We start from the raw sequence: 12,534 nt of genomic DNA, 5'->3' as shown, positions 1-12,534 counted from the left end.
GGCGCGCACCAGGTATGGCCCGCGCCGGCTCAGGGGCATCAGTTGGTCTGCTTCTTGTCGAGAACGCCGGCCGTTGCGATCTCGCCATCGGCCTTGAAGCTCGACCAGTAGGTTTCCAGCTTCAGGTCTTTCAGCGCCTGCTGCAGATATTTCGGCTCGAGCCAGCCATCGACATCGACGTCGGTCTTGATCAGCCCGTAGGCTTTTGCCCGCGCAGCCTGGTCCTTGTAGCGGGCGACGACGAAGTCATCGATCAAGGGGTTCAGCCGGTTTGCCAGCGTGTCGCCCTCGATATCGGCCTCGAATGTCTCCTTGGGGAAGCCGGAGAGCGACCAGCCGTCAAAGACTTCGTCCTTGTTGGCGGGGTCCGAGGCGAAAGCCGCAGCCTTGACGAAGGTTGTGACCACACGCTGCGTGATATCCGGATGCGCCTGTTCGAAGGCCGTCGTCACCAGATAGGACGAATTGCGCCCCAGCGTCGGATCGTCGCCCTTGGTGGTGTAGACGATCTTCACGATGCCTTTCTTGGCCAGCGCCAGATATTCCGGACCGCCGAACACTGCATCGACATTCCCTGATGTCAGCGCCGGGACCGCCGCATTCGTGTCGAGATTGATGAAACGGACGTCCTTTTCCTTCAGGCCGTGGGTGGACAAAACGCGATCCGTAGCGAGCTGCAGGTTGGTCCCCTTGAACAGCGCGACCTTCTTGCCCTTCACGTCATTGATGGATTGAATGGTGCTGTCAGCCGGTACGGCGAGATAGATCGGCTGGTGGCGGCCGGTCGCAAAGACGAACTTGTGTTCGAGACCGCGCGAGCGTCCGACGATGGCCGGCAGGTCGCCCAAAAGGAAGAAGTCGAGCTGATTGGAGGCAACCGATTCATTGAGGGCGGGACCCGCGCCGCGAAAGAAGGTCCATTCGATCCTCACATCCTTGTCGGCTGCGAATTCCTTCTCGATGAAGTCACGGGCACGGGCGTAGGATGTGGCGTCCCCTTGCGAATATTGCCGGTTGTCGAGGCCGATGCCGGGATAACCGAAGCGGATGGTGACCTCCTCGGCCCAAGCCGAGGAGGTGATAAGGGCAGCGATCGCCGCGATGATAAGACGTTTCATGGTGTTTCCTTGTCCCCAAATCTTAAGCGCTCAGGCGGCTTTTGCCGAAGGCTTGGCGGCCTTGACATGCGTGACGCTACGGCGCCCGTCGATAGCGACGGGAATGTCGCCATCGACGGTGGCGCGGCGGACGACCCGGTGCTGATCGCCATAGTCGTTGACGGCGTAATGCTGGGTGGCGCGATTGTCCCAGATCGCCACGTCTCCGGCCTGCCAACGCCAGCGCACGGTATTTTCAGGGGAGGTGACGTAGGACTGGAACACCTCGTAAAGCCGTGCGGAATCGCTCTTGGAAAGGCCGACAAGGCGCTGAACGAAATTGCCAAGCAGCAGCGAGCGCTCTCCGGTCTCCGGATGGACCCGCACGACGGGATGTTCGGTCTCGTAGATCGTCGATGTGAAGACCTCCTCGAAATGCCTCTTTTCGTCGGCAGTGGCGCGGGGGCGCACAGCCGCATAGTCATAGGCGTTGCTGTGAATGGCCCACAGATTGTCGGCCAGCAGTTTCAGCGGCTCGGGCAGACTTTCATACGCTGCATGCGTGTTCGACCAGATCGTATCGCCGCCGGCCGCCGGAATGACGACGCCGCGCAGAACCGAGAATTTCGGATAGGCATCCACGAAAGTGACATCGGTGTGCCACTGGTCCGCCCGGCCGCCGCCCCGGCTGGAATCGAGATTGAGAATGGAGGCCGTGCCCGCCACCGGCCCTTGCGTCGGATGCGCAACGAGATCGCCCAGACGCCGCGCGAACAGTTCCTGCTCCGCATCGTCCAGATGATCCTGACCCCGGAAAAACACGACTTTGTGCTTCAAAAGAAGCTGGTTGACGGCTGCGATCGTCGCGTCCGAAAGATCGCCGCCAAGACGAATGCCCCTGATTTCGGCTCCGACCCGGCCGGTCAGCGGCACGACGTCCGAGGCCGGGATGGTCTGGTTGACGAGGACTGGATTGCTCATGAAAAATCTCCTGGTTGTTCTTGGATAAGAGACAGCAAGTCACATCCGCCCCCACGACATCCGCCGGGCGTTAAAAGTCTCATCGCTCAAAGTCGATGGGCCTATCGAATAGAATAATTGATAAATTCTATAGAGAAAATATTCTAAATATACCGGAGTTGGCGAAACATGTCGCCGGTACTTGAAGCTTACTGCCCATCAATTCTTTCAATCCTGCATTTTCGGACAATAGGACAGTGAGGGTGAGGTGTGCAGGCTTCCGAGCGTGAAACGACGGGGCATGGCGGACCCGTTGGAGTGCGTAGACGTGAATCTTTCGCTTCCTACCGTTTGTTTAGCCCACCCCTGAGCCCTGAGCCTGCGTTTTGCTGGACGGTCTCCATTATGTTTGTTAATACCACCTTGAAGAGAATAAATTTACAAAACAATCAATTTCTGAAAGTTCGATTCGAGGTTCTGGCGCCGATTTCTGTGGGGGCACCTTTTGATGTTGAAGCAATATATTGTTCTTCCCGCATACGGTTTCCGGTCTCAAACATTGGCCCATGCGGCGACGCTACGGGCGGCAAGACCGGTTGCGGCGGCACTGGGTGGCGGTGATGCTGCTACACGCGCGGCGATCAGCAAGGTCGATGTGATCGATTCCGTCAGTGCGGATGGGCCCAAGCTGGTGCGGATGACACCAGAAACGGAACTGCAACTGAGGCTCGAAGAGCCGTCGCTGAAGATCGTGCCTCTCGTCATCTACGAAAAGATGCGTGTTATCCACGAGATCAAGCGTGTGGCTGCGGCTGCAGTTTCTGCCACGTCCGCACAAGGAGCGGTCCTGCGGATCGAGGACGCGGCCGGAGCCCCGCTTGCCAGTGCGCGCGTCATCGCATTCAGTAGCTTCCGCACGCGGGCCGGTGATGAAGGCCGCACGGATACGAATGGGGAGGTTCACCTGCGGATTGCCTCCGGCACCACGCTGGAGCGGATCTACGTTTACGGTCCTCCACGCCATTGGGGCCGTTTCGAGCGGAATTTTAATCTTGCCGATGGCGCACGCCTGCAGCTTGAGCCGATTGACCTCAGCCAGGACCTCCTGGCCCTGCGACGGTTCCGGACTGCTCTTCCGTTGAATGCCGGCCAAGGCGTCGTTGTCGGCATCATCGACAGCGGCGTTGACGGCAATCATCCGCTTTTGCCGAATGTGTCGGGTGGCGCAAACATGGTTCTGGCCGAGACGATGGGCGATCCCGGTCAGATCGCCGATTGGGGTCCGGCTGCTGTCGATGGCGAACATGGCACGCATGTGGCCGGTATCGTTGGGGCACGGCCAGCAGCCGGACTGGATCTTGCCGGCGTTGCGCCCGGTGTCACGTTAAGAAGCTACCGCGTATTTCCCCATACGGGTGGCGGCGCCACCAACTATGATATCATGAATGCGATTGACCGGGCTGTTCAGGACGGGTGCCATATCATCAACCTCAGCCTGGGTGGAGGAGAGGAAGACGAGGCGGTCCGGGCTGCCATCGGGTCGGCATTGGACAGCGGCGTTCTGGTGATTGCCGCCGCTGGCAATGATGGCCGCAAGCCGGTGAGTTTTCCCGGTGCATTGCCGTTTTGCATCGCCGTATCGGCCATGGGCTGGACAGACGCCTTTCCGCCCTCGTCATCGGAAGCAAGCGACATTGCGCGGCCCTATGGGGCACATCAGACCTTTCTTGGCGCATTCTCCAACTTCGGGCCGCAGATCGACCTGACAGGGCCGGGGGTTGGCGTCGTTTCGGCCTTGCCGGGAGGCACATTCGGAGCGATGAGCGGAACGTCGATGGCAAGCCCCGCAGTCGCCGGTTATGCCGCCTTCCTTTTGGCCGAAGACAGCATTATATTGGGGCTCAACGGGGCAGATCGCAGCACGGCTCTTCGGGATCGTCTCTTCGGGTCAGCCATCCCACTTGGCTTTGGCCGCGACTACGAAGGCTTTGGGCTACCGGGCAAGGGATGATCATGAGCGACGCGACGAGGCGGCAGGTCATATTGCGCAGGGACGGCGAGGCCGGGCTGTCTGCCCATGAGATGGCCGAAAAGGTTGGGCGCGCTGGCGCTGTGGTCATCGATGAAAAAGCGTCCTCGCTTCTGGTCGAGGGGGACGAAGAGACATTGCGCATTGCGACAGACGCGATGGACGGATGGAAGGCCACGCCGATGAAGCGTTACGCCGTTCCAGATACGCAGAAGAAAATCGGCTGGTAATTCCTCCGGACATTCGAAGCGGTGTTTTCACCATAAGCGCTCAAGGTCTTATCAAGAAAATTCCCCTACTGAGCTTTTCCCATCTTTTCAAAAACGGCGGCTTGAGCGAACTTGAGGGGTACTTTTCATCGAGTCAGTTGCTAAAATATTAAGATTGCATCTTGTGAAATAAATCAACTTTAAGTATATAAATTTTACGGCTATTTGATTTTAAATTGACGGCCTCGATCAGGGGAGATTGTGTCGTTCTTTCCAGACGTATTTGGATTTTCGAAGTCATTTAAGAATTGCTGAAGGTCTGGTTTTTGCCGGATAGGCTCCTGTTGAGATTGCAACCCGCGACGGTTTTCGCCGTTTAACTGACACGCTTGGCGAAGAGGCGGCCATAAATGGCTTGTCGCTTCAATTCAGAAATCCCGTTTAACGAACATTTCCAAAATTACCCTGAACCCATTCCCGAGCAATCTGCGGGAGCTGGGGACGTAGGTTGTGTCGAAACGGATGCCGCTGAGCGAAAGGCTGTCGGGTAGGTGGCGATCTAAATGGGGTGGCTCGCGTCAATCCGGGGCGGAAGCATCCCAGGAGGTCGGACGAAATGACGAGAATGACCGCCGCTGGCTGGCCGCCGATCGAGCGCCATCGCCGGCGAGACGGCAGGGCGCTTCCCACGCGAAGCGGAAAGCCCATTTGTTGTTCCGTGCATGGCAGGTTCAGACAGGACTGATCGTTGATTTAACCTATAGGGGGCTAGGAATGCAGACGCGGAAAAATACATGGTTTTGTGCGGCCGGTTTCGCTGTCGCCGTCGTCATATGGGCTCCGGACGTGGCCAGTGCGCAGGATGCGGAAAGAGCGGTGTCGAACCCGCGCGTTCTCCAGTCCTCGACGCAGGCGCAATCGAAAATCCTTTTCAATACGGTGGAGCCGCTGGCAACGCTGCCGCACGAAAAACTGCTGAACCTGAACATTGTCTATACCAGGAGCAAGCTCTACAATCCCGCAACGGATAGCTATGACGATGTCGAGCTGAGAAGTTACAACGGAACCGATGTCAGCGCGGACGCGCCCTATGTGTCGCCGACGATCGAGGCCGCACCCGGCGACACCGTTCGCATCAATCTGGATAACCAGCTGCCAGCCGACCCGACCTGCGCGAGCGGCAGCGCCCATCCCAATCAGCCGCATTGCGGAAACGGAACGAACCTGCACACCCATGGTCTCTGGGTCAATCCCGCCGGCAATGGCGACAATGTGCTCCTGTCGATCAATCCGGGCGTCAAGTTTCAGTACGAATACAATATTCCGGGTGAGCATCCTGCAGGAACCTTCTGGTACCACACCCACCGTCATGGATCGACGGCTCTGCAGGTCTCAAGTGGCATGGCCGGTGCCTTGATCATTCGTGGCGACCGGCTTCCGAGCCAGAACGGCAATGGTGATCTGGATGTGCTGCTGAAAGGCCTTCGCGAGCGTGTGCAGGTTTTCCAGCAGATCCAGTATGCCTGCGACGAGCAGAAGCCGGACGGCTCGGTGGGGCCGAAGACGAATGCCGACGGCACCTATCGCTGTGACGAGGGCGACACGGGCAGGATCGAAGACTACGGGCTTTTTGCACCGGGCGCATGGCTTGCGTCCGGACGGTACACGTCCGTCAATGGCGTCGTCCTGCCGTCGTTTCAGACGTCTCAGGGGCAGGTGGAGCGCTGGCGGCTGATCCATGCCGGTGTCCGCGACACCATCGCTTTGACATTCGTAAAAATGGACACCCCTGCACCCTTGCCTGAAAAGCTCGACCGCGCGGCCGCAAACAAAGTCATTCACGAAGCCTGCACCGGTGCGAAAGTCCCCTTTCACCTGGTCGCGGCCGACGGACTGACCATGTCAAAGGCGCAAAAGGTCGATATCGCCACCCTCCAGCCAGGATATCGCTTCGATGCGTTGATCGCCTTTCCCGAGCCCGGGACCTACTGTGTGATCAACGCTGCGGCAACCCGGGCCGGATCCGTCAATGGCAATGGCCCTCCGGAGCGCCTGATCGGCACCGTTGAGGTGACACCCGGTCAAGCCTTCTCAGATATTGACAGCCATCTGGCGGACCTCCTGTCCACTGCCGCCACCGACGAGATGCCGTCGATTGCACCGGTTGTCGTCAATGACTTGCGCGATGGATTGAAGCTCAGCAAATTCATCCCCCATCCGGACGTCGCCGAAAGCGAGGTCACGGGCCAGCAGGAGCTGACGTTCCAGATCGATACCAGCGGAACACCGCCTGTCTTTGGCGTGTCCAATAGCCTGAATGCTGCGGAGAGGCAGCCTTATGATCCCGCCCGGCTTGACCGCAAGCTGCCGCTCGGCGCCGTCGAGGAATGGACGTTACAGTCACGCATCGCCAGCCATCCATTTCATATCCATGTCAATCCTTTCCAGATCGTGTCCATTCTCGACCCGAACGGCAGGGATGTCAGTGCGCCGGACGCTATCGATGATTTCAGTCCGGCTGGGACCGGACCGGTGGATCCGCAATATCGAGGTTTGAAGAACGTCTGGAAGGATACGCTCTGGATCAAAAGTGCCGCGACCGCAGCCAATGCGAGGGGCATGTATCAGATCAAGATCCGCACGCGGTACCAGCGCTACATCGGCGCTTTCGTATTGCATTGCCACATTCTGGATCACGAGGATCAGGGCATGATGCAAAACATCGCCATTGTGCCGCCGGATGGCAATGTGAGTGAAATCAATTCAACGCAGTCCATCAATGGGCAGCAAACACATCATTGATGCGCTCATTGGCACGCTTGAGTAGAAACCCAACGCCGCCCCGTCTGTTGCAGCCCGGTATTAAGGCAGCAGCAGACGGGTGGGTTATCTCCTCAGCGATCATGCTTGAGCTTGCCGGGCATCTCGACCCCAAGAGAACCGGCACATCACGCTCGGCGGTTTGGAAACGGGATCTGCCGGTCAATCTTCCGCCAGTTTCAAACCTGTCCAATGCGCGGCAAAGGCCCAGAGATCGGCCAACTCGTCGAGAGCCTTGCCGATCGGCTTTCCGCCGCCGTGTCCGGCCCGCGTATCGACCCTCAGAATGTGCGGCCGGTCGCCGTTACCGGCGGCTTGCAGCGCTGCGATATATTTGAAGCTGTGGGCGGGCACGACGCGGTCGTCGGTGTCGGCCGTGGTCACCAGGATGGCCGGATAGGACGTCCCGGAGCGGATCGTATGATAGGGGGAGTAGGACAGGAGGTTGCGGAAATCGGCTTCCTTTTCCGGATCGCCATAATCCCCAATCCAGAACTGTCCGTTGGTAAAACGGGCAAAGCGCAGCATATCCATGACACCCACGCCGGCGAGTGCCGCCGCAAACAGATCCGGCCGCTGGTTCACAACGGCGGCCACCAGCAGTCCGCCGTTGGATTCACCCTGGATCGCCAGTCCATCTTCGGAGGTGATGCCTTCGCTTTTCAGGTATTCGGCCGCCGCGATGAAGTCATCGAAGACATTCTGCTTGTGGGCAAGGCGCCCGGCATCGTGCCAGGATTTGCCGTATTCCCCGCCGCCGCGCAAGTTTGCAACCGCATAGGTGCCGCCCGCCTCGACCCAGGCCAGGACGGCGGGCGAATAATAGGGGACCATGCTGATGCCGAAGCCGCCATAGCCGTACAAAATGGTGGGCGCCGGTGCCGCGATATCTGCGCGGCGCACAATGAACATCGGAATACGCGTGCCGTCCTTGGAATGATAGAAACGTTGCTCCACGGCAATCCGGCTAAGATCGATCGCGACCTTGGGTTCTGCCCAGACGGTAAGGTTGCGGCTTGCCACATCATAGCGGTAGATCGTTGTCGGCGCATTATGGCCGGTAAAGACGAAAAAGGCTTCGTCATCATCCGGACGCCCGCGAAAGCCGCCGGCGGTGCCGATGCCCGGAAGGCCGATCATGCCGTCGGGTGTGCCGTCGAGCAGGTAGCGGCGGATTTCGAATTTGGCATCGACGATAAAGGTCAAGAGCAGCCGTCCGCCGAGGAGGGCGGCATCGTTCAACGTCGCGTTTTCCTGCTCGCTGATCAGGTCGGCAAAGTGGAATTCAATCGCGGCGAGATCGAACGTCACGATCTTGCCGCGCTCGGCGCCTTCATTCGTCGCCAGCAGAAACCGGCTGCCCTGATTGGCGACCACGCCCCAGTTGTGGTCGAAGGTCCTGATGATCGGGCGCGGGGTCCAGTCGGGGTCCTGAAGGTCGATGATCGACAAGGCGTTTCCACCGGCTCCGGGCGTCGACGTAATGACGGCATAGCGTCCGTCAGGGGTCACGCTGATTGCCTGTATGAGGAGTTGACCTTGCGGCGTCGCGTGAACAAGCCGATCGTTCTCTTGTGCTGTGCCAAGGGCATGGAAATGAATGGAGTGGTCGGTGACCTTCGCCTCAAAAGCGTTTTCCGCCGGCGGCTGCGGAAAGCGGGAGTAGAAAAAGCCGGACCCATCCCGCGCCCAGGCAATTGCGGTAAAGCGTGCCCAGGTGATCTCATCTGACAGAATTTTGCCGGTCTCGACATCAAGGACGCGGATGGTGCGCCAATCCGAGCCGCCCTCTTGCGTGGCAAAGGCGACGTAGCGCCCGTCTTCACTGACCGCCCATTCCGCCAGCGCTGCAGCACCATCATCAGACCATGTGTTCGGATCGATCAGGACGCGGTCGGCGCCGTCAAGGCCTTCCCGCATGACCAGTACCTCCTGGTCATCAAGGCCTGGATTGCGGGTAAAGAAATAATGGTTATCGCGTTTTTCGGGTGCGGTGAGGCGTGCATGATCGAGAAGCGCTGCCAGACGTTGCCGGAAGTGGTCGCGGTTGGGGAGCCCGACAAGATGCGATCGGGCCAGATCGTCCTGCGCGCGAACCCATTGGGCGACATCCTCGTGGTGACGCGCATCCCCTTCCAGCCAGCGATACGGGTCGGCCACGACAGTGCCGAAATATGTGTCTGCCGTATCGGTGCGGCGGGTTTCAGGATAGATCATCTTGGATTCCTTTTAAGGCTAGAAAGGGTGGGCCGGCCGTTTAAACGCCGATCGGATCGCAGATCGGCAGCGTGGCCGCGGTGCGAATGGCAGCGGAGAGCTGGTCGCAGACTTCGTAATGTTCGAAGTGACGGCCGCGTGCGAACGTGGCGGTACAGATGTCCTCATCGACGACACGGACGGCTGCCATCGCCGCTGCCGCGCAGAGCTTGACGTCGTAGTCATCGACGCTGCGTCCGGCCCGCTTGGCGACGATTTCGACGAAATCGTCCTCGACTTGCGCGCTCGCCATCAGATAGGCCGACCGGATCGCCGGCTCGCTTTTCAAAAGGGAGATCAAGCGCGCCACGGCAACACCGTCGCGGATTTCCTGCTCCGATTTCAGCATCGAGCCGAGCGTATCGTGGAGATAGGTTTCGATCGAAAGCTGAGGCGGCCATGCGCGCAGGAGCTCGACAAAACGCAGCCCGGTCACCAGGAAAAGCGGTTCGATACAGGCTTCCTTTGAACGGAAATACCGCCAGACCGTGCGTTTCGACAAACCGGCGGCCGCCGCAATCGCGTCGCCGCTCGTCTTTTCGACGCCATCTCTCCAAAACAACTCAGCCGCATGCCGCGCCACCGCCAGACGTCCCTGTTCTATTTTTGACCGTTCCATGGCCCGCTCCTGTCACTAAGTGCCATTTTGGTTTTTGGCACTTAGTGACACTGTAGTCAAGGCTTGGGTCCTCAGCGGTATTGAATTTGGATTTTGTGCCGAGACGTACGTGATGGCTCAAGGATAGGGCATGGCGATCACATGTCCCGCTACGATGGCTTTGCCATGTCTGCATAGATGGCGCGACTGAGATCGGCTGAGAAACGGCCGGCGCCGGACATGCCTTCGAATGCGGTGTTGGTCAGAGCCACAACGGTCAGTTCATTGTGCGGGTCTGTGAACCAGCCATGCCCATAGGCGCCACCCCAGCGCCAGGTGCCGGCAGGTTCCGCCACACCGGCGTGCTTATTGTCGCGCAGCACAGAGAAGCCGAGACCGTAGCCCCAGCCGGGAGAGCCCTCTATCTCGATGCCGGCAATCTGGTCGCGGGCCATCTCGGCGGCAAGGCCGGCCGCCATTATATCGCCGCCGCCCTGACGCAGAACGTTGAGCAGCCGCAAAACCTCGGACGCTGTGCCGGCCATGCCGGCGCCACCGGAGGGAAAAGCCTCCGTATCGAATACGCGCGATGGGTCCATGATGACGCCGGCCATGCCCGGCAGAAATGGTAGGCAATCCGGTTCACGCATCCGGCGCGGCTGCGGCGTATCATCCGCATAAGCTGCGGTGAGCCTGGACCGATCCGAAAGCGCAAAGCCGGTATCGGCAAGGCCGAGCGGCCCCGTGACCAGTTTGCAAATAGCCGCCGGTAGGGCAAGCCCCGTGGCCGCCTCGATAACCGCGCCGGCAACATCTATCCCCAATGAATAGCGGAAAGCCGATCCCGGTGCAAAGATGAGGGGGACGCGGGCAATCCGTTGGATGTTGTCGAAAAGGGTCAGGTCGGAGCGGTCCATGCCATCGGATACACCGGCCTGCGCGAGTGGCCCACCTTCCGGCTCAAAGAAGCCATAACTTAGCCCCGCGCTGTGACTGAGCAACTGACGCAGAGTGACGATAGCGGGCTCTCCCTGAAAAGTTGGAGCAAACGCTGGCAACCATTCGGTGATCGGGCGGTCGAGATCGAGTTCGCCCCGGCTGACCAGAGAAAGGGCAGCGGTCGCGGTGAAGAGCTTGGAGACGGAGGCCAACCGGAAGATTGCATCCGCGCGCATTGCAATGCCAGCCTCCCGGTCTGCAAGCCCGGCTGCACGGCTGTATATTGTTTCGCCATCGCGCGCGACGAGGACGACAGCACCGACGATGCGTTCGGCCGCAATTGCACCATCGATCACCGCGTCTAAGCGCGAGACGATCGCAGAATGGGAGGATTTCATGAGAGTTCCTATGCTTCAGGGATGTGGAGCCGGCGGAAAGGCGTGATGGCGGGCGCAAAAAGCGGTGATGAAGGCCGGGATGAGAAGAACAAGGAGAGCGGGGGCGAAGCCTGCCACGCCGTTCTGCTGCAGGATCAAACCACCGGCAACGCCGCCGCCAGCAATAGCCAAGTTCCAGGCGGTGACCAGCATGGATTGGGCGACATCGGCAGCATCGCCTGCCGCATTTGAAAGGGCAGTCTGAAACAGCGTAGCCGTGCCGCCGAAGGCGAGGCCCCAAACTGCAATTGCACCATAGACCACCGCCGCGTCCCGGCCCCATAGCCCAAGCGCCAGCGCGGAGAGCGCGAACAGGGCAATGCTTCCGTGCGAGAGTGTGCGCAGCCGCCGGTCAATCAGGATACCGACGATCCAGATGCTCACCAACGCGGTGATGCCGAAGACCAGAAGGGCCAGATCAGCCCGCGCGGCCATGCCCGCCTCTTGCAGAAACGGCGCGATATACGTGTAGAGGATGTTATGTGCGAGGACGAAGGTCAGCGTGACGAACAGGACCGGACGAACCCCGGGCAAAGTAAACACCGTACCAAGCCGGTAGCGGCGGTTCGTCGGCTGTCCTTCAAAATCGGGCACTTTCGCCAGAACCCAGACAATCAACACCAGCGTTAAGCCGCTGATGAGGCCGAAACAGGCACGCCAGCCAATCAAAGATCCGAGGAACGTGCCAGCCGGGATTCCGAGCGACAGCGCGAGCGGCGTGCCCACCATCGCCACGGCGATGGCCCGTCCTTTCAACGCCTCCGGCACCATGCGTGCCGCATAACCGGCAAGCAGCGCCCAGAGCAGCCCAGCGGAAATACCGGCACAGAAGCGCGCGGCCATGGTTAGCGCGTAAGTGGGGGAAAGCGTTGTCACCGTATTGGCGATGGCAAAACCGGCGATGGCGGCCAGAAGCAGCGGACGCCGCCGCAGGCCTTGCGTTGCCGCCGTCAGCGGGATTGCGGCGATCAGCGAACCCATCGCGTAGATTGTGACCATCTGGCCGGCCAGCGCATCCGATACGCCAAGGCCGGCGCCGATTTGCGGCAGCAGGCCTGCAGGCAAGGCCTCGGTGAGAATGGTGATGAAGCCGGCCATGGCAAGGGCAAGCAGCCCGGAGAGTGGCAAGCGGCCGGGCTGCGCAGCGTCTTTGGTGGAGGGGGTAAATGTGGGTGCGTTTGTCATGACG

9 protein-coding genes are annotated in these 12,534 nt (G+C 59.9%); 3 read left to right on the top strand and 6 right to left on the bottom strand.

Annotated elements, in window-relative coordinates:
• Positions 1–38: 38 nt before the first annotated feature.
• A complete protein-coding gene (locus PYR65_RS24575) occupies positions 39–1,118 on the bottom strand; it encodes an ABC transporter substrate-binding protein (protein WP_276121354.1) in 1,080 nt (359 codons plus the stop codon).
• A 30-nt stretch (positions 1,119–1,148) separates the two neighbouring features.
• Complete coding sequence (locus tag PYR65_RS24570; RefSeq protein ID WP_276121353.1) at positions 1,149–2,078, bottom strand: TauD/TfdA dioxygenase family protein; 930 nt, start codon at positions 2,076–2,078, stop codon at positions 1,149–1,151.
• Between the two features lie 487 nt (positions 2,079–2,565).
• Between PYR65_RS24570 and PYR65_RS24565 the strand changes: the two genes are divergently transcribed.
• From PYR65_RS24565 to PYR65_RS24555, 3 genes are all read left to right on the top strand, one after another.
• Complete coding sequence (locus tag PYR65_RS24565) at positions 2,566–4,068, top strand: S8 family peptidase (protein WP_276121352.1); 1,503 nt, start codon at positions 2,566–2,568, stop codon at positions 4,066–4,068.
• A 2-nt stretch (positions 4,069–4,070) separates the two neighbouring features.
• Entirely contained in the window at positions 4,071–4,316 is a 246-nt protein-coding gene (locus tag PYR65_RS24560) for a hypothetical protein (protein WP_276121351.1), read from the top strand.
• A 753-nt stretch (positions 4,317–5,069) separates the two neighbouring features.
• Positions 5,070–7,097: a multicopper oxidase family protein gene (locus tag PYR65_RS24555; protein WP_276121350.1), complete on the top strand. Its 2,028-nt coding sequence runs from the start codon at positions 5,070–5,072 to the stop codon at positions 7,095–7,097.
• A 180-nt stretch (positions 7,098–7,277) separates the two neighbouring features.
• On the opposite strand, the gene PYR65_RS24550 is transcribed toward PYR65_RS24555, so the two are convergent.
• The 4 genes from PYR65_RS24550 to PYR65_RS24535 all read right to left on the bottom strand — a co-directional run bounded on the left by PYR65_RS24550 (position 7,278) and on the right by PYR65_RS24535 (position 12,530).
• The gene (locus tag PYR65_RS24550; RefSeq protein WP_276121349.1) at positions 7,278–9,332 is read right to left on the bottom strand and encodes a prolyl oligopeptidase family serine peptidase; all 2,055 of its coding nucleotides are present in this window, start codon (positions 9,330–9,332) and stop codon (positions 7,278–7,280) included.
• Positions 9,333–9,372: 40 nt separating this feature from the next.
• Positions 9,373–9,990 (bottom strand): TetR/AcrR family transcriptional regulator, encoded by a 618-nt coding sequence (locus tag PYR65_RS24545; protein WP_276121348.1) that lies wholly within the window; start codon positions 9,988–9,990, stop codon positions 9,373–9,375.
• A 149-nt stretch (positions 9,991–10,139) separates the two neighbouring features.
• Positions 10,140–11,306 (bottom strand): serine hydrolase domain-containing protein, encoded by a 1,167-nt coding sequence (locus PYR65_RS24540; RefSeq protein ID WP_276121347.1) that lies wholly within the window; start codon positions 11,304–11,306, stop codon positions 10,140–10,142.
• Between the two features lie 15 nt (positions 11,307–11,321).
• Positions 11,322–12,530 (bottom strand): MFS transporter, encoded by a 1,209-nt coding sequence (locus PYR65_RS24535; protein ID WP_276121346.1) that lies wholly within the window; start codon positions 12,528–12,530, stop codon positions 11,322–11,324.
• Positions 12,531–12,534: the final 4 nt, after the last annotated feature.

Origin of the sequence: Pararhizobium qamdonense, from assembly GCF_029277445.1 — a bacterium.
Taxonomy (GTDB): Bacteria; Pseudomonadota; Alphaproteobacteria; order Rhizobiales; family Rhizobiaceae; genus Pararhizobium; species Pararhizobium qamdonense.
This window is presented reverse-complemented; position numbering and strand designations above follow the sequence as displayed.